Below are 18,199 nucleotides of genomic sequence, written 5' to 3' on the forward strand. Positions count from 1 at the left end.
CATCGACATACCGTTCTATTCTTTCGTAAATGTAAATTCGCCCCCACCTTGCTTCAGTATCATGGTTTTTTCCGTGGGGTCAAACTCAAGCACTACTCCAGCTTGGTCAAAATGGAATTTGTCTTTTTCAGTTGCCTCTAGCGGAAATGAAGGTTGCCCGGTTGCTTGGGCTATTAACGTATTTTCATTTTTGGTAATCGTTATTTTCAGCGGCATTTGCATGGATGAATAAACTCCCAAGTATTGATCTAGGTCTGCTGAAGTAACCTCAAATGCACTAAATTCCGGGATATCATAGGGTTTGTCGTAAATCGCACTCAATATGGCAAGGGCAACATCATTGGTGTTAAAATTACTTCCGTTAGACATGAGGGCAAAAGAAATCCCTTCTTCAGGAAAATAGCCCCATGTCGACTTGAATCCATCTATCCCCCCGTTATGCCCAAATGCTTTCTTCTCCTGAAAAGAATTTTGGAATAGCCCCATTCCGTATCCGTCTTTGGATGTTTTCATCCGTTCAACACTTGCAATTGAAATAACCTTTCCCGAGAAAAGAGCCTCTCCAAACCTGATGATGTCTGTAGGAGTCGAAACGATAGCGCCGGCACCCAAAGGGATGGAGCTGTCTGTCTCCTGTTCCTTTATCCATTGCCCCTTAAATGTATAAGAGTTCGCTTCATTACTGTTTGGGTCAATTTTTCCTCCGAAATACGTATTCGTTAAACCTACAGGTTTCGTAATGTATTGTTCCAGCAGGTCGGCATACGGTTTTTCAAACGCCTTCTCAAGGATATACGTCAGCAATACATAGTTTGAATTGCTATAGTTTGCTGTGGAATCCGGCTCAAAATCACTGCCCGATTTTGAAATGATTTCCACGATTTCTTTTTCCGTTTTCGGTTGTGTGTTCCACTCCGGATAATCCTTGTTGGATGTGATGTTATGGATTCCACTTCGGTGGTTAAGCAAATTGCTTATGGTGATTTTTTCGGCATTTTTAATGCTTGGGAAGAATGTTTCAATGGTTTGGTTTAGGCTTAATTTCTTTTCTTCTACCGCCTTTAATACCAAAGTGGCTGTAAATGTTTTTGAAATCGATCCGATTCTGTATTTCGTATTTTTGTTGGCCTTTTGGCTATTCGCTACATCAAGATATCCAACTGATCTGGTGTAAATTAATGTTCCGTTGTGAGAAATGGCCACGCTTCCCATAAACTTATCGTTTTTTTCAAGCGCATCAAAATAATTGTCTAATTTGGTTTTGTCTAGGTCTTGAGTAAACCCAATCTGGCTTATTAACGCAACAAATAGTGCCGCAATTAAATTTCTTGTCATGCATTTTTGACGCGTTCATTTAGCGTTTGTTACGGTCGTGGTATGGTCGAGAGTGGCAAATCAACGGTTTTCAGCTATCATGTATCGGGGTTGCGAGAAATTTTGCAACCCTTTAATAAAACTGAGCTGGCCAGTATCCATGTGGTCAAGAAAATTGAACATGACCGTATTCAAATACAATTGGGCGGAGTTTTGCTTTTTGAAAGAAGTGGTTAGTCTATATATCGGATTTAAGGTCCACTCCGTGTTTTCAAGATCTCCAGCTGTCATAAAGATATTAATTGGATTTTCCCGACTAGCCGTATGTAGTGTATCTGGAAGCCGGTTGAGGTAAAAATCATGGTACCACAGTGTAGGACTTGCTGCCACAATATTCGAAAACACCGATCGCCCTTCGCTTGCCTGCTGCAACAGGGCATACAACGCAAAGTAACCACCAAAAGAATGCCCCAAAAGTGACCGCTGCAATGTATCCACCCGCAACTTAGACTCTAAATTCGGCAGCAACTCACGACTCAAAAATTGATAAAAATCCTTACCACCCCCTGGAGCGGTCATCTCATCGGTTTCCAAAGACTCCGGGTAGAGGAAATCCCTCACCCGTAGTGAATCCATCTTATGGAAGCTACCGTAGCCTATCCCTACCAAAATCATTGGAGGGAGCAAGCCCGTCATCTCATATTGGCGCATTACTGGTGCCATCGTTGGGAAATAGAAGTCGCCATCCAATAATACCACGATGGGATAGCGCGTGTCCGGACTGGTATTATATTCTTTTGGAAGCTGTATGCTTACCGTAAACGTGTCTTTGACCGCTGATGAATAAAATGCTATTGTTTCAGCATCCACATAATTAGTCGACTGGCCTAGCTGTGCTATACCAGCAAATGGAAGAAGAGAAAAAAATAAAGCTGACGTATAATTCATGGCTCTTTGTTATGGTTACGTTTTCCGGTAATGGTTATCTTGTCCATCATGATGTGGCGAATGGTATCCCTTTGTTGTGCCAGCAAATAGGACGGCGCCATAGCTAGCAGCAGGCAACAGCCAAAGATCGATACAGGCTTGTTTATTCTTTGTATGATTAGGTAGGTATCTCCCATTGCTACAGACAATATGGGATCAAAAATAGTCTGATAACAAACAGGTAGTTAATGTTTTAACGTTTTTAACAGTTTTTACATTTTTTAACGAATACATTCATGAAATGTCGTCAATGAATGTAGGAATTAGTTGCGCTTTATAACGGGCGTTTCAATGAAAGCATATAATCTGCGTGAAGTCCTTCATGATAGAGCAGGTAGCCGAACTGCTTAAGTTTAACCTTATTATAAGCATAACTAACCAAGAAGACAAAACCAAGGAAACAAATTATTTGTGATGAGGTCGCTTTTTAATGTTGTTTTTTCATCCGGAAAGTCTGCTTATGTTCTTTACCGTTTTTCGTTCCCGAAATTTCAGCAATCAATGAATCTGCATTGATTTTTGTGTACGATATGACTTGAGGGAAATCGTGTTTTGGATTTTCAAACACCAATACAGTGTCCGAAACTGTTTTCAACGCAAAACGGACAGGCACATTATTGTTCTGATTTTTTACCGTTGGAATATAAAAAAGGCTGTCTTGCTTTTGAATTAGTTTTATTGTTTCAAAAACAAGGGTGTCCTTTTCTTGTATCATATAACTTTTACCAAACAATACACTCTCGTTTACTTTAACCCAAGTTTCGTAAATACAACCTTTTGGGGTATTGTTTTCCCAAGTTCCGATGAGCCACTCCGCTTTCTTGATTTGTTTTTCCGTTTCAGTTTTCCAACCGCAAAAAACAAGTATTCCAACCAGGGTAAATAGTATATATAATTTCATTTTCATTGTTTTTAAGGTTACAAGTGCAAAGTAGCAAACAATTATAAGAGTGAAATTGTAAAAACACGACAATCCTACCCTGCACCATAAAAGAGGGAAGACATTTTCAGGTTTTCGCCATAAAATTCCTTTGGGGTAAATCCTGTAAATTCCTTAAAGTCTTTAATAAAATGGGCTTGGTCGTAATACTCGCCTTCGTATGCCAAAGCTGTAAAACTTGTAAATTGCTTGTTCACCAATAACTTAAGCGTAGCTTGTAACCTGATGGTTTTAGAAAGTTGCTTTGGACTTAAACCAATGGTTGAAGAAAATTTGCGCTCCAATTGTCTTCGGTTAATGACAATGCGCTTGGAGAGTTCATTAATAGAAAGTTGCCCGTTGGCGGTCAATATCATATCGACCGTTGATTTTATGATGCGATCAATAGTTTTTGAATCTGCCAATCGGCCTATTAAAAACGCTTCAGTGAGGTTTATTCGTTCAGAAGCTGTCTTTGCATTCAAAACGTTTTGCGCTATTTCCTGTCCGCCTTTTCCAAATAATTTTTCCAATGCCACAGCGCTGTTTTCCATTTCTTTTATGGATATAGTTGCAAATGGTATAAAGCCATCGGGGTGAAAACGAACGGAGAATATTCCTGTTTCACCCATTGGCTCTATTTCAAGGGGTTGTGTTAGCTGCCCGATGACAAAGCATCTTGGCTGGACAATGCTGTTCTCCTTTCCTAGATATTGTTTGTATAAATCGCCATAATGAAAAATCATTTCCATACACCCATCAGGGACTATTGTTTGCCGTTGAGCATGTTCTTCCCCTCCTGCCTGGCGGGTAGGTTTCGGGCTTTCCAATGTCCAATAGCATTTTACAAATGCACTAAGGTCCTTATTGGGCTCAAACGTTTGGTAGTTCATCTGTTGATTATTTATTAATCCATCATAAAGTGCCTTAATGCATGCTGTTCTAAAATTGTCTATCCCCTTAGCGATGCTCAGACGATTACCAAATTAGGTAAATCTTTCTTTTAATCAAGTGCTTGCTGTGGAATTCCTTCTCCATGAAACATATGTGTCGATATTGCAATGCGATTCCAAATGTTAGCTGTCCCGATTTGCATAATAATTTGAGCTATTTCATTTTCGTTGAAATATACCCTTGCAGTTTGAAAAGTGATATCCGTCAATCCTTTGTCAGCTATCAAGCTTACTTCGTCTGTGATTGCCAATAAAGATTTTTCCTTTTCAGTAAAGAATGGCGATTCCCACCATGCAGTCAGGGCAAATATTCTTTTCTGATGTTCCTCATCACTTAAGGCTTCAGCGCTATGTTTTTCTATACAATAAGCACAACCATTTATTTGAGCTGCTCTTATATTAATCAAGTTCCTCAACGTTTTATCCAAACCTGTCGTATTAAGATATTTTTCCAGTCCAAACATTGCTTTGTATGCGTTTGGTTCTAAATCTTTGATGCTAATTCGTTGTTTCATGTTTTTCTATTTTGTAGGTAGTTGTCCAAACTATAACGATATGTATTCATCATACTCAATAAAAAACATGCGCTGGCACCTATCCATACCGAATAATTAAAAGTGGATTTAATGCCGAATGCCATGGTCATGGCCACTGCAAAAAGCGTCAATAAAATACCGGATAATACGCTGGTAATTTTGGTTTTATATCCAATCAATAATAAAAGGGCAAAAACAACTTCCAAGGCCGTGGCTGTAATCGCCAATAACTCGCCAATTTGCTGAGACACGAAAAAATTGAGTTTGTTTGAATAAATTAAAAAACTCTCCCAGTCTCCCCAAGAGGCGTTTGGGCTTCCTGGTTCACCCCAATAACCTAAACGGTCTGCCACCGCCGATAAAAAAGCAGTTGCCACTGCTACCCGCACAAATAGTTGAATATACTGCTGGTTGTAAGCGCTCATTCCTTGACATTTTATATAGGCAAATTTAGCCGTCCCATGTGAATTAGAAGTTAAACCAGTTTAAGAAATGGGGTTTTCAGGTTTTTTTCCTTATCTCACTAAGATACTCTGGTGTAAATCCTAAATAGGAAGCCAACATGTATTGAGGAACCCGTTGTACAAATTCTGGGAAATGAGATGAAAAATGACGGTACAATTCTTCTCTGGAGTAATCGTAGAGAAATTTAATTCGAAACTGTGACGCGGCATAAGCATGTTGCCTTACCAACCTGAAATATCGCTCCAGTACCGGTACATCTTCAAATAATCGCTCAGCGGAAGATGCATTTAATCGTATTATTTTGGCGTTTTCAATGGTCTGTAAGTAGAAGGGGGAAGCTTTCTGAGTCATTAAGCTCATATAATCCGACATCCACCAGTTTTCGATAGCAAACTGGGTGATTTGCTCTGTGCCATTTTCTTTGATAAAATACATGCGTAAACAGCCTTGGCTCACAAAATAATCGGATTGGCAAATCCCACCTTCCTGTAACAGGAATTCTTTCTTTTTTATTGAGATTACCTGGGTTTCTTCATAGAGTCGTTTAATATCCGAATCTGTCAGATGAACATAATTTTGGATATGTCTAACTAGATTTTTCATAAATATTGAATTTACTTTATGTTCTTTATGGCATCTTGAGCATACCTTTCCATTTTACATTGTTCTCTGTAGCTTAATATTTAAAGATAGTACTTTTTCGCCTTCTTCATTGTCTGATTTTCTTAGAGCGTCATATCGATTATAAATTATAAAAAAATGCGCTAATATAAAAACGAAAAGGCCGACACTATCCGTGCCGGCCCCTTCAACGCTAACAAACTACCGCTATCCCTATTGAAGAACCCAAACTTTCAGTTCCACCGTGGTAAGGTTTTGAGCAAGGCTGGTAACCCGGAAAATCCCCTTAACACCATCTGCGGTTTCAAAAACATAGGCAGCGCCTTCCGGAAAGTCCTTTACCGAGGCCTCGGCACCACTGCCATCAGCAAACATTTTGTTAATGAAAGCTTCGTTGATGGATTCGGGGTCAGATTGTGCTTGCTTTGCAAATACGTCAAAGGTCATGGGCAGATCCTTAAAAATGGTTGTACTCTTGTGTGCCCAACTCTCCTGCCCGTATTGATGAGGATACGCGGTAGGCGAATACAAGCCCCAGTTAATATCATTGAGATTATACCCGAAAGCAATATTCTTCTGTAAAGCTGCCTTTGAAGAAATTTCTTCCATAGCATGTACCGACTGATCGGATATGGAAAACCATACTACTGCCTTCTCAGGGTCCTTTTCCGTATTATGGTTTTTCAGGGTAACAGTTCCGGTCTTAACCGTTTTCACCGGTTCAGGAACAACGCCCTTATCCTTTTTGCAGGATCCCAGGGCCAGGATGATTAGTGCCAGTATGGCGGTAAACTTTGTTTTCATGTTGTTAAAATTTAATCTTGTCAATAAATTATTTTGTTACTTCTTTAATTATGGCCCAAAAGTATGGCTGCAGCGTTTATGCTTTACATGCCGATTAACCGTTAAGGCCTGCTGTTTTATGATTGGCGGTTTTGAATTGACAACCTATACAGGATTGGCCTGCTCATCCGCTCCCGACAAACGACACTAATCCATTTAAGTTAACTTGCTTTTTGCCATATGGCAAATGATTTCATGTTGAAAGTCCGGACCTTCAACATGAAAACCGTATTAATTACAGGTGCAAACAGAAGTATTGGATTAGAAACCGTAGTCTTGATAAAGGCCTGAACGTTGAGAAGCGATTCGAGGAAGAAGGTTTGGACAAATATGAACGTCCATGGTAAATAAAAGCAGCACTATTGGCTCCAGTGATGAATCATTGAGTTTAAATATTTCTTCTAATCCTACTCAATGAGGATTGGGTAATCCCTAAATATGAAGCTAAATATGAAAGCGGGATTCGGTTTGCCAAAGTGGGGAATTTTTCTAAAAAATTAAGATAACGGGTTGATGCATCTTCTGTTAACATTGGGCTTAGTTTGTTTAATTTTTCAATTAATGCTTTTTCCGTTATCTTACTTATCATGCTATCCCAAACGATTATGGTCGTGGATAATTCTTTAAATGCTTCTGCAGAAAATATTAAAAGCGTACAGTCGGTAACAGCTTGTACATATTCAGAGGACGGGATTTTCTGATTAAAGCTGTTGATATCTACTGCGAAATTATTTTCATCAACAAAATATTTAGTAATCTCATCACCTTTGCTATTATAGTAGCACACGCGTAAAATTCCTTTGTTAATAAAAGCAACTTGCTTGGGTATCTTTCCTGCTTCCGAAAAATAGTCGTCCTTTTTCAAATCCACGACTTCAACTTTTCTTTTCACTAAGTCAATTTGCTGTTGGTTTAGTTGTCCGAATTGCAACAAATAGTTAATTAAATTGTCCATAGCCACAAAGATCGTCATTGTGAAATCTTCAGAATTTGTCAAATGGCAAAAAATCTAGACCCTTAGCGCGCCACGGAATCCCCTGGCGCCATAGTAAGATTCCGCACCGTTGTGGTACACGAAGACATGGCCGAAACGGCGATCACAAAAGAGGGCGCCACCGCGAGCTCTGATATCAGCAGGTGTTATTATCCAGCTCGACGTTTTCAAATCGAATTCCCCCAATTGCTGCAACTCCCGATATTGCTCTTCCGTCAAAAGCTCAATTCCCATGTCAGCAGCCATACCCATAGCACTATCTTTGGGTTTATGTTCTTTCCTAGACTCCAGCGCTTCATGGTCATAACAAATACTTCTGCGGCCTTTAGGACTTTCCGCTGAACAGTCATAAAAAATGTATTCGCCCGTCTTTTTATCATAACCAACAACATCTGGTTCACCGCCCGTTATTTCCATATCATCGAGCGACCATAGTTTTTCAGGGTTTGCTTCCAACTTGGCTTGCACGTTAGCCCATTCAATACCTTTATGGCGGTTCATGTTTTTCTCAAAACGGGTTTTTAATGCGCTGAGTAGTTCTTCACGTTGCTCTGGTGATAACTCCTTTTTATTGCTATTCATCTTGTTTATACTTTTATATTATCGCTGTTGAAAATACTACTAATCATTTAATCCCTTTCCGTTGAGTATTTGCGGCATGTAATTTTCAACCCTTGACTCTCGGGTTTTGGATTGTTTGGGTTGTGCAAAATAAAAAAGATAAGCCCTTTGTCGTCCGGGTGTCAATGCCTCAAAGGCAGTTTTCAGTGCAGGGATCTCATCTAATTTATGTTGAAATTCTTCCGGAATAGGGAATTCCGTAGTCTTTTTCAAAGGCACTTTCAAACCGGCTTTTTCCACTTCAATGGCTTCATAAATATAGGCTTTCAGTCTTGCTGATACATCGGGATCAACTATTTCCCGAATATTGGTGAACCGAATCTGCCGCGCCGCCTGCACATTCTCCGTTTGTTGGATTAGCATACCATTAGTATCCTGTAACAAGGCGCCTTTAAAAAACAACAGTGCACAGTATTCTTTGAACACATGTATCAGCACAATGTTGCTTTTCTGAAACGTGTAGCAGGGACAGCCCCACTTCAATTCTTCCATCAGACCACAGTCAAGAACGATCGTTCTCAATTGCGCTATTTCCTTCTGCCATTTTTGGGCTTTATCAAAGTACCAATCAACCTTGGGATTCATTCGTATATTTTTTAGTGTTTTTAATGGTCGAATGGAACCGCCATTGCTATTTACATCCTTTTTTGTGGAGTAGCTTCACATGCCGGTTCCATTTTATTCCTTTATAGATATACTGCAATAAAGTTATGAATGGTTATTGATTCACCAAAATCATTTTTCTATCCGCAGGTCTGAAATACCAGGATATCGCAGTCAGGAGAAGTAATAATGCGGGTCCAAAAAGTTCTTTGGCACCATCTCCAACGGCCAGGTGCGAAAAAATTGCACCCAACATGGCAAAAAAGAAACCTGCATAAGCCCATTCTTTGAGCAAAGCAAATTTAGGTATAAGCACGGCTACAACGCCCAAAATTTTCCAAATACCCAGTATCGTTAGCAAGTAAAGCGGATAGCCCAAATGGGTCATCATAGCTACCTCTTCCTCCATTTTAATTAATTGTACGATCCCGGTTGATAGCATGCCTAATGCTAACCAGACAGTGGCAATCCAATAGATAATTTTATTCCTCTTAGTCATAATATATTATTTTAATTTCCTCTATAAAAGTTGTCTCTCAACGGCAGAGGAGAGATCGATAAAGTTGCTTTTTCTCACAGTTGTTTTTTTTCAGAGGCGTTCGAGCTTCCACCAATTAGCGGAGGTTTATTCCACGCGATTATAGTATTAAAGCAACTTTATCTAAGTTTGTTTACAACTTCTTGCAGACGGTCATGCGCCATGTTGATGCCGTAAGCAAAGGGGAGTTTCAGCTGCTGATCCCGAAGCACCGCAGACCGGTATATTACGTGCATGGTGAGCTTGCTTCGATCGTCGGTAAGCGGTTCAAATTCCAGAAACTCCAATTGAACGTCAAAAGGCACATTTTCCATTTCAAATGTGCGAGTAATTTTCCGATCCGTGACAAACTCATGGATGGCCCCATTGGCCTGAAGGACAACATTTCCCTGTGCATCGGATGTTTCAAATTGATAACCGCCATGTTTTTTGTTTTCCAGTTTCAACACTTTTGTTCCCATCCATTGCTCCACAATGTCGGGCACCGTATAGGCTTTAAACAATAATTCCAAAGGCAAATCAAATTCCCTTGTAATCACTAAATCTTGTTTGCCTTCTTCGGTATGTATTTTTGTTTTTTGTTCCATATTATGCTATTTATTTGATTGGTAGTTTTTCATTACGGTTTCCAGTTTATTAAATCGGTCATCCCACATTTTGCGGAATGGCTCAATAAAGTCGGCTACTTCTTTCATTTTCTTTGCATTGAAGTGATAGTAAATTTCCCTGCCGTTTTGCTCTTGTTCCAGCAATTCGCACTCGATGAGTATTTGCAAGTGTTTTGAAACCGTCGGTCTTGCTGTGTCAAAGTTTGAGGCTATTGCACCTGCTGTCATGGATTGCGAGGCCACCAACATGAGTATGGCCCTTCTTGTCGGGTCTGCTATGGCTTGAAATACGTCTCGTCTTAAGTTCATTGCGTAGCTATTTGACTACAAATATATATGTAGTTATTTGACTACGCAAGTTTTTCTGTATTTTTTTTGTGGATGTTTTTCCGGGTCGTTAGTTGTAGGTTCGAATTAAGGCAGCTATTTTCAAGGAAGATTACAGGCCAAAACTGCCTATAGCTTCTTTCATCCGCTTTATCCTCCTTACCCATATCTTTGATAAGACGGTTATCTGCACAACGACTACCAATACTACTACAGCTAGCATCCAATACCGATCTGCATTAAACTTAATTACAGAAAGAAAGAAGAACCATAAACAGACAGCTGCCAGCATACGGGTGGCGATGGACACCATTGCGTACGTTTTCATTTTGGAAAAACGGTCTTCCAGCGATTGTTTAATATTGTTGCCTTTGACACCGCGTTTGGTGAGCACATACCCAATGATATTATGTACAATTACGAAGAGCATGGCACTTACCAATAGTACATTCGCATAAAACGGTTTGCGATCACCATCGAAGAAGTCATAATACACCAAAAGAAAAACAGTGAATCCAACAATTTCTATCATCAACTGCATGCGAATACCCTTCAGTACCGGATGTGCGCTTTCCTGCATGATCGACTTTAATTCCGTGTTGCTTTTCTGCGGGGTATCCATGCCCTGCCAAGCTGACTTTAACGCATCATTTTCCATTACTTAATCTTTTAAAAGTTGCTGAATTTTGTTTTTGATCCTGTTCAGTTTTACCCCGACGTTATTTTCGGTGATACCTGAAACCTCCGCAATCTCCTGATAAGTCAGGTCTTCCAAATAGAGCGTAATCAGCGCTTTGTCAACATCATTTAACTTCTTAAGCGCTTCAAACAAACGTTCCCGTTGTTCGCTCTGTTCTGGTTGCTCACCCTGTTCGTCGGGCAATGACGCCGTATACCTGATATCCGGTCTCTTTTTTCGGAAAGCAGCGATGGCCGTACTGAGCGCTATCCTGTACATCCAAGTACTGAATTTAGCCTTACCTTTAAAAGAGGGAAGGGATTTCCATAGCTGAAACACGATCTCCTGAAACAAGTCTTCGCGGTCCTCTTTTGAGTCCCGATAAAGCCTACATATTTTATGAATAATTCCCTGATGCTCATTGATCAAGCGTAAGAACAGCGTTTCATCCATGGCTATTTTTTTGTGAAATGATGTTTCTGCCCCTTTACATCCGCTTCCAGGCCTGTTATACCGTCTTCTTCATCTGACTTAAAAGTAAGGCGTACATCAACTTTTTTACCAAAGAAACTCAATTTGCTTTCGGGATAAACCTCGAAAGCAGGATTAGCCCCCAATTTAGCATACAGCTGATCATTGACAAGCACGATATCTAGTTCCTGTTGCCCCTGCATATACCGTCCCGTGAATTTCTGCAATTCAGCCGTGCCCATGCGCATGGTTGGCCTGATCATGGGCAGTTCAAAGGGTTCACCGAAAACAATTTTTTCAATATCACTCCACAGTTCGTCTACCGGCAATACGGAAACATTACTTAAAATAATGATACTCATCTGCTCATCGGGATACCACGCCGAGAGGGCCGAACAGCCAAAGGTCCCGCCGCCATGATAGTAGGCAAGCCTTCCCTGTGGGCGGATGAACCATCCGTAGCCATAATTCGGTGTGTTATGGGTATGAGCTGTGAACAATAATTTTTTCAGGCTTTCGCTCCACATGCCACCGGTGGAAAAACTGCTGTTCCATTTGGCGAGATCTTCTGCGCTGGCGTACAAATCACCTGACCCCTTCATCAATGAAAAATCCCGATATGGTGCCACCATCAAGCTATCGCCCAGCATATGATACGCCGATACCATCCCCGGAATCAGTTTACTGCTATGGGATACACCAGCATAGTGCATCTCTAGGGGCCTTAATATTTTCTCCTCAAGAATTTTAGCATAAGGCTGCCTATATATGGTTTCAAGGATGCAAGCGAGCAGCAGATAACCCGGGCTAGAATAGTGCATTTCCGTTCCCGGTTCAAACAGCAGCTCCATGGCAAATATTTCCGCCAGCGCCTGCTCTTTAGAAAGCGGCAGGCGCGATTTTAATATCCAATAATCAGCGATGCCTTCATTATGTGGGATGCCGGAAGTGTGAGACAGCAATTGGTGTAAGCTTATTTTTCGCCATTGGGTATTCTTCAGCTCGGGAAAGAATGTACCGAGGGAATCATCCAACCTCAGCCTTCCCTCCTCGGTTGCAAGCGCAACGAGCGTGGCGGTAAATTGTTTGCTGATGGATGCTATCCTGAACACAGCCCCAGTATTGATCGGCACATTTAGCTCTTGAGAAGCTTTTCCGACATTTATCTGGTAAAGTGTTTGATTGTTCTTTGCAACCAGTACAACACCATTAAAATTTATCCTTTGTTGTTGAATATCCAGGTATTTATTCAATACGTCCGACTGCCCTGAACATACCAAAGACCATATGGCCATCAAAAAGCTTATTGTTATTTTGTACATACTTTGCTGTTTACGGAGTTAGTTGCAAAGGTTGACGAGAACTTACAGGCGCAAGTGCATTTCTATTTGGTATGGTTTTAATGGCAACCGGTTTTGGTCTCTGAATTGCCCCCATTGATTACAAAATAGCCATTAGGTAGGTTTTTTTATTCAATTTTTCTTCGCTGTTCATCGTAAAGTCCGATTAACAGGCTATTTCCACTTTTGTCTACTTTTACTCCTCCGTATTTTGCCATTTCATATTTTTCTGCTCGCCCTTCCTGAAAAAAGAATGATTCCGCTCCTATATTGACATTCCAGCTATTGGGAGATGTATATTCGATAAGATATTCACCCGCATTCAATGGAGTTAGGTCTTTTTGAAACCTGACTTTGTTAGCTACGTTATTACTGTCAAGTCTTACAACACAATACCCACGTTTTGGAATATTTTTATGACTAATAATATCTTCCGAAATGTCATATCGCAAAGCCATATAGTCGCCTTGCATCAATGAACGAGGGTCAACTGGGGCAAGCGCTAACAAAATCAATTGTCCGTCCTTTAATAATGCCTCTTTCTTTGCTACCGAATGATTAAAATATACCAACAAAAAAATGAGGTTCAGGAGTATGATGAACCATTTATATCTTTTCATTTGATGTCAATTTTTTATAGGTGAGTAAATATAGCAAAATGAAGAACACACCTGATGAAAACAAGAGTATGGATTTGGTCAGTAACGTGAAATGAAGGTCGTAATAGTACTGTGAAATGAAGTAGATAAATGCAATAATACCTATAACCAAGCCTGTTTTATAATTCACCAAAAAACTCAAAAGAACGATGAGAATAGCTCCTGATATAGCCGGAGACAATACAGTTGGCAATAATAAAAGAATACTGAGCACGTAAATACCAGTTTTGTGCTGTATGTTGGTTATATTTAGAATACCAAAGAGATTGGACAGCAAATACATTATTGCTGAGATTATGATTACCGAAGACAGCCAAATATAGTCGGGCGATATGGGAAGTATTCCCTTTTTACCAAAAATAACCAATCCTGACAAAAACGAAATAATCAATCCTATCCGTATTGGGTTGTAAAGTCTGAACAGCGCTTTACTCGCTGTAATTATTTTTGCTTCTTTCAGAAAAAAATAAGTGATAATCAATACGAGTACAGCAACACAAATATGAATCAGGTCATAGCTTTTGTTTGATAGGATTATCGCTAAAATACTTCCGTTTATTATCAGGACAGCGATGAAGGAAAGGATATAGTTTTGAACGATAATTAGCGAGCAAAGCGAAATGATGATAAAGATAATGCTTACAATATTCACATTTACCTCTAACTCACTGAAACCAAAACCAATAAGTATAAAACCGATTATAAAAGACGATACACTTAACGTGTCAATGATAATTTTATCATACGCTTTGTTTATCCAAATCGCTCCTGCGATGCAAAGTGTCCCAAAAATCAACAAACCTATATCTGAGTCATACAATCCAGCGATAAAAAGAAACCCCAAAAACGCAAGACTTGCCATTAACCCTCCAAATATGGATAATATTTTTATTGCCAATGATTGATTGTCGTTATTCTTTTGATAAGCTGTAACAATAGCCTCTTCGTCAAACTGCAATTCCTTCTCCGCTGTAGTTTGTAAATAATCCAATAACTCTTTTATGTTTTCTTTACGCTTCATTTGCCCATTTCTTTTGAATATCAATCAAATTTTTAATGACTAACGTTATACTGGCTACTATAAATAAGCTGACTAATAAAAACATCATTTCACCTTCTGATATTTTAATTAGCAAAGCCGACACGATAACAATAAGGCTGAAAGGGACAACAGAAAGATAAAATCCACTTTTTGCTTTTAGTCCGTGCCAAATACCCAACGCATATACAATTGAAGCTATTAAAATCAATATAAGGAAAGCAATCTGATACTTGTCAAAAATCCCGATAACGATTCCTATGGTTGCATAGGTTGTGCACCCCAAAGCCACTATATTCAGAAACCAATTAGGTACGTCTACTATTTTCTTGTACTTGGAAAGTAAAATAGCGGAAACGAGTACAGCAGTATTAATGATGAAAAGCAAGGAAAAAACAAGCACTTCCGACCAATCTTTGGCGACTTGTTGCGCATATAAAATGAACGTTGCATTGATTAAAATGAGATAAAGCAACCACAAAGGGGCAAAGTTTGCAACGAGAACCCATAACGTTACAAAGACGGTCCAAGCTAAAAAGAAGTCATACGCATTAGCTCCAGTCTGATAAATTTGTCCGAACACAGCAAACAAAACCCCCACTAAAACTGCTGCTCCTGTCAGTATAATGTTCCTGATGTTGGCATTGATTTTAGGAAGTAACGCGAGGCTTGTAATTGCAATGATTAGTCCCTCTGTTATTCCGATTTTGGCAAACTTATGTAGATCTTCCCAATTGTAGGCAAAAAAGAAAACTATCCCCGACACCGTAAAACCGACTCCAAGCGTGATAAAAAATAGTCTAAGAAATTTTTGCCACGCCTCTTTGTCATTATATACTTTTTCCTTCAAGACACTGTCAATTCCTTGTTCAGTCAGGTTGCTGTGTCTGCTGATGATATGAATGTCTTCTCGTTGAATATCTTTCATTCGAGGGTATCTGTTTTAAAATTATGCTTACGACCCACATTCGCTCACGTTCTTCACCAAATCTCTGCTTATCCCGGGCTCAGGTCATGTTGGTTATGTTAAAGATAACCACTCAATCGGTTAAATCCAAATTCTTTAGGCTTTCAACCGATCCTTAGTAAGTTCACCGCACCATTAACGATGCCCATGCCTTGCCTATCGGGATGACATTGATAATTCTTTCATAACCAAACGCCAAATTTAGTTTTTTTAGTCAACAACTATACTCGGTTTTTGCCCTATGAAAGCACTTCAACGGCGGCTTAGTTTAGGCCTAGAATATCCTTAAATTCGTGAATGGAAACAACATTGACAACCGGAAAATCGATTGATTTAAGCACGTTGAAATCCTTGTCATTGGTCACCAAATAGCTAGCATTCCCTGACACAGCTAAGTCAGCAAACTTATTATCATCCGGATCACCAATAATTAACTGCCATTTGAATGAAGGTTCAGTAAATATAACGTTTGGAGCGGCACTAAGTATATTGAGTACCAACGTGGCTGCTTTCCCGGAATATCGATCAGTGATTTTCTCCTCATATTCGGTGAGGATTTCATTGCTTACCAACCAATCGAATTTCCCATCGGTGAATGACTGATATAGCCAATAGTATCCGCTTTGGGGCGGTATAGATGCCAATAGACAATTGGTATCGACAACTATTCGCATCAACTTTCATCATTAAGCATCCTATCGAAATCAGCTTGGGTATATCCCTTCTTTGCCACCACACGATTGGCCTCCTTTTTCAACAACTTATCGTAATGTTTCACCAAAACACTCTTTAATTCGATGACATCCCTATCGGACATCGGCCGGTTAAACATCCTCAATAAGGAAATCTGCAAAGCATTTAACTCCGTGTGTGAATTTGAAATTACTGCCATTTTGATACCTCTAAAACACAAAAATACGAAAAAATTAAATTAGAATCCGAATGTCCGAGGAAGCTCTCGACATACGCATAGCTCAGTTGTTCCATTCGATGCCCTATTCATTCAAATTATTAAAGAAAATTTGTAGTTTTGTGCCCATGAGAATGACTGTAATGTTATAAAATCCTGTCTAGCTTAGTTTCCAGGCGTTGCACTATTTATATCCCCCTTAGTGCATAGATTCTCATTATACAAATTTTATCGTTAGTTAATTAAATCAAACCCGTTGTCCGAAGCAGGTTTATTATGCTTCGTTGTTTAACAAAAAAATAGAAATATTATGTCGGATATACTAAGAAAAGAGGAAATAGAACAGTTTATTCTTAACGGTTTTGTTCGCATTGATAATGCATTTCCTAGGGAAATTGCAGAGGCTGCTGTAGCTATTCTATGGAATGACCTTCCCTGCGACAGGTCAAAACCGAGTACCTGGACAGAACCCGTTATTCGTTTAGGAATGTATTCACAACAGCCTTTTTTTGACGCTGTAAATAACCCCAAATTACATTTGGTCTTCAATCAATTGATAGGGACGGATAGATGGCTTCCATGTGGAAGTGTTGGAACCTTTCCGGTCAGGTTTCCTTCTGATAAAGAACCGAATGATACCGGCAAACACGTCGATGCAAGTTTTCCCGGAAAAGATCCGTCCATTGAATGGAGGATTAATGTCAAGTCAAAAGGACGAGCATTGTTAATGTTAATACTTTATTCGGATGTTTCTGAAGCAGATGCGCCTACCATCATTTACAAAGGGTCGCATATTGATGTGGCCAAACTATTGCATCCAGAAGGAGAAAACGGGCTTTCGTTTATGGAACTTGCTGGCAAGTTGGATACACTACCTCAACGTGATAAAGTGACCGCAACAGGCAAGGCAGGCACCATTTATTTGTGTCATCCTTTTCTGGTTCATTCAGCTCAGGCACACCGCGGAAAAACACCCAAATTTATGGCTCAACCTCCGTTGTTGTTGCGAAACGAATTGACAATTTCTGATTCAGAAATCGGTTATGCTCCTGTAGAGGAGGCTATACGGATGGCTTTGACGGATGAATAAGAATAAGAGCAAATTTCCATTTAAAAAGAGGTTATCGGATAGCCTCTTTTTTAGGGTTGCATACGGCATCTGGAGACGAATATTTGGCCATACTCGTCAATTAGTTTCTTAGTCTCCATTCCAAACGCTCGACATACTTCAATTCCGGACATTCGCTTACCTAAAATACCACCATTTGCCCCAGGTGATGCTCCAAGTGCGCCACATAGTCGTCAATCAGGAAATTCAGCGTCACCACGCCGCCGTCCCTCATCCTACAGGTACATTGCAAGTTTTCGTTCGGTATGTGACTCAGCAGGATTGCCAAATACCTGTTGTAACTGGCCCAAAAGGCTATCAGTTGCTCCTTTGGCACTTGTTGATGACGGCTATATGCAACCCAATTATCTTGGTCATACCAAATCGATGGGCAATCTTCAAATTGCACACGGACAAACCGTTGGTGATTGTTTGTTGCGCTATCAATCAAATGGCCAAGTATTTCCTTCTTACTCCATTTCTCGGGCGATGGTTTAGTGGAAAACTCTTCCTCGCTGATTTCGTGCAATAGCTGTGGGATAATGTCACACAAGTATTCAAGCCTATTTATCGCATCGTTGATCATATGTATCGTTTACCTTGCACTAAGGTAATGCTTTTTCACCTTTCATGTAGTCTTATTTTCGGGATGTGATAAACGATATCAAGAAAATCAACTAAGGACATTGATTTCACC

Annotated in this window: 24 protein-coding genes; 1 reads left to right on the forward strand and 23 read right to left on the reverse strand. The window is 39.8% G+C overall.

The window, feature by feature from the left end; genetic code table 11:
• Positions 1-15: 15 nt before the first annotated feature.
• The 22 genes from NF543_RS19090 to NF543_RS19195 form a co-directional block, all read right to left on the reverse strand.
• Positions 16-1,335: a serine hydrolase domain-containing protein gene (locus NF543_RS19090; protein ID WP_257669787.1), complete on the reverse strand. Its 1,320-nt coding sequence runs from the start codon at positions 1,333-1,335 to the stop codon at positions 16-18.
• Positions 1,336-1,395: 60 nt separating this feature from the next.
• Complete coding sequence (locus NF543_RS19095) at positions 1,396-2,262, reverse strand: alpha/beta hydrolase (protein WP_257669788.1); 867 nt, start codon at positions 2,260-2,262, stop codon at positions 1,396-1,398.
• A gap of 466 nt (positions 2,263-2,728) precedes the next feature.
• Entirely contained in the window at positions 2,729-3,202 is a 474-nt protein-coding gene (locus NF543_RS19100) for a DUF6265 family protein (protein ID WP_257669789.1), read from the reverse strand.
• Positions 3,203-3,276: 74 nt separating this feature from the next.
• A complete protein-coding gene (locus NF543_RS19105) occupies positions 3,277-4,113 on the reverse strand; it encodes a DUF6597 domain-containing transcriptional factor (protein ID WP_308379193.1) in 837 nt (278 codons plus the stop codon).
• Between the two features lie 110 nt (positions 4,114-4,223).
• Positions 4,224-4,688 (reverse strand): carboxymuconolactone decarboxylase family protein, encoded by a 465-nt coding sequence (locus NF543_RS19110; protein WP_257669791.1) that lies wholly within the window; start codon positions 4,686-4,688, stop codon positions 4,224-4,226.
• Positions 4,685-5,134 carry a DoxX family protein gene (locus NF543_RS19115; protein ID WP_257669792.1) on the reverse strand — a complete coding sequence of 150 codons (450 nt, stop codon included), beginning with the start codon at positions 5,132-5,134 and terminating at the stop codon, positions 4,685-4,687. The genes NF543_RS19110 and NF543_RS19115 overlap by 4 nt, the downstream gene beginning before the upstream one ends.
• Positions 5,135-5,210: 76 nt before the next feature.
• On the reverse strand, positions 5,211-5,777 hold the full coding sequence (locus NF543_RS19120; RefSeq protein ID WP_257669793.1) for a Crp/Fnr family transcriptional regulator: 567 nt from the start codon (positions 5,775-5,777) through the stop codon (positions 5,211-5,213).
• A gap of 231 nt (positions 5,778-6,008) precedes the next feature.
• A complete protein-coding gene (locus NF543_RS19125) occupies positions 6,009-6,599 on the reverse strand; it encodes a hypothetical protein (RefSeq protein WP_257669794.1) in 591 nt (196 codons plus the stop codon).
• 427 nt (positions 6,600-7,026) lie between these two features.
• Positions 7,027-7,593, reverse strand: coding sequence for a Crp/Fnr family transcriptional regulator (locus tag NF543_RS19130; RefSeq protein ID WP_257669795.1), 567 nt, complete (start codon positions 7,591-7,593; stop codon positions 7,027-7,029).
• 54 nt (positions 7,594-7,647) lie between these two features.
• A complete protein-coding gene (locus tag NF543_RS19135) occupies positions 7,648-8,214 on the reverse strand; it encodes a DUF4256 domain-containing protein (RefSeq protein ID WP_257669796.1) in 567 nt (188 codons plus the stop codon).
• Between the two features lie 39 nt (positions 8,215-8,253).
• Positions 8,254-8,838 (reverse strand): YdeI/OmpD-associated family protein, encoded by a 585-nt coding sequence (locus tag NF543_RS19140; RefSeq protein WP_257669797.1) that lies wholly within the window; start codon positions 8,836-8,838, stop codon positions 8,254-8,256.
• Between the two features lie 133 nt (positions 8,839-8,971).
• The gene (locus NF543_RS19145; RefSeq protein WP_257669798.1) at positions 8,972-9,355 is read right to left on the reverse strand and encodes a DoxX family protein; all 384 of its coding nucleotides are present in this window, start codon (positions 9,353-9,355) and stop codon (positions 8,972-8,974) included.
• Positions 9,356-9,513: 158 nt separating this feature from the next.
• Positions 9,514-9,981, reverse strand: coding sequence for an SRPBCC family protein (locus tag NF543_RS19150; RefSeq protein WP_257669799.1), 468 nt, complete (start codon positions 9,979-9,981; stop codon positions 9,514-9,516).
• A 6-nt stretch (positions 9,982-9,987) separates the two neighbouring features.
• Positions 9,988-10,311, reverse strand: coding sequence for an ArsR/SmtB family transcription factor (locus NF543_RS19155; protein ID WP_257669800.1), 324 nt, complete (start codon positions 10,309-10,311; stop codon positions 9,988-9,990).
• Positions 10,312-10,441: 130 nt separating this feature from the next.
• Positions 10,442-10,987, reverse strand: a complete 546-nt coding sequence (locus NF543_RS19160; protein ID WP_257669801.1) for a hypothetical protein — start codon at positions 10,985-10,987, stop codon at positions 10,442-10,444.
• Positions 10,988-10,990: 3 nt separating this feature from the next.
• Entirely contained in the window at positions 10,991-11,461 is a 471-nt protein-coding gene (locus NF543_RS19165; RefSeq protein WP_257669802.1) for an RNA polymerase sigma factor, read from the reverse strand.
• Positions 11,462-11,463: 2 nt separating this feature from the next.
• Positions 11,464-12,801: a serine hydrolase domain-containing protein gene (locus NF543_RS19170; RefSeq protein ID WP_257669803.1), complete on the reverse strand. Its 1,338-nt coding sequence runs from the start codon at positions 12,799-12,801 to the stop codon at positions 11,464-11,466.
• 146 nt (positions 12,802-12,947) lie between these two features.
• Complete coding sequence (locus NF543_RS19175) at positions 12,948-13,439, reverse strand: GDYXXLXY domain-containing protein (protein ID WP_257669804.1); 492 nt, start codon at positions 13,437-13,439, stop codon at positions 12,948-12,950.
• Entirely contained in the window at positions 13,426-14,499 is a 1,074-nt protein-coding gene (locus NF543_RS19180; protein WP_257669805.1) for a DUF4401 domain-containing protein, read from the reverse strand. Before NF543_RS19180 ends, NF543_RS19175 begins: the two co-directional genes overlap by 14 nt.
• The gene (locus NF543_RS19185) at positions 14,489-15,445 is read right to left on the reverse strand and encodes a DUF2157 domain-containing protein (protein WP_257669806.1); all 957 of its coding nucleotides are present in this window, start codon (positions 15,443-15,445) and stop codon (positions 14,489-14,491) included. Before NF543_RS19185 ends, NF543_RS19180 begins: the two co-directional genes overlap by 11 nt.
• A 302-nt stretch (positions 15,446-15,747) precedes the next feature.
• Entirely contained in the window at positions 15,748-16,158 is a 411-nt protein-coding gene (locus NF543_RS19190; protein ID WP_257669807.1) for a putative toxin-antitoxin system toxin component, PIN family, read from the reverse strand.
• Entirely contained in the window at positions 16,158-16,376 is a 219-nt protein-coding gene (locus NF543_RS19195; RefSeq protein ID WP_257669808.1) for a DUF8507 family protein, read from the reverse strand. Before NF543_RS19195 ends, NF543_RS19190 begins: the two co-directional genes overlap by 1 nt.
• Before the next feature lie 328 nt (positions 16,377-16,704).
• On the opposite strand from NF543_RS19195, the gene NF543_RS19200 reads away from it, so the two are divergent.
• Positions 16,705-17,484 carry a phytanoyl-CoA dioxygenase family protein gene (locus NF543_RS19200; protein ID WP_257669809.1) on the forward strand — a complete coding sequence of 260 codons (780 nt, stop codon included), beginning with the start codon at positions 16,705-16,707 and terminating at the stop codon, positions 17,482-17,484.
• A 160-nt stretch (positions 17,485-17,644) separates the two neighbouring features.
• On the opposite strand, the gene NF543_RS19205 is transcribed toward NF543_RS19200, so the two are convergent.
• The gene (locus NF543_RS19205; RefSeq protein ID WP_257669810.1) at positions 17,645-18,088 is read right to left on the reverse strand and encodes a DinB family protein; all 444 of its coding nucleotides are present in this window, start codon (positions 18,086-18,088) and stop codon (positions 17,645-17,647) included.
• Positions 18,089-18,199: the final 111 nt, after the last annotated feature.

Origin of the sequence: Parapedobacter tibetensis, from assembly GCF_024704835.1 — a bacterium.
Classification (GTDB): Bacteria; Bacteroidota; Bacteroidia; order Sphingobacteriales; family Sphingobacteriaceae; genus Parapedobacter; species Parapedobacter tibetensis.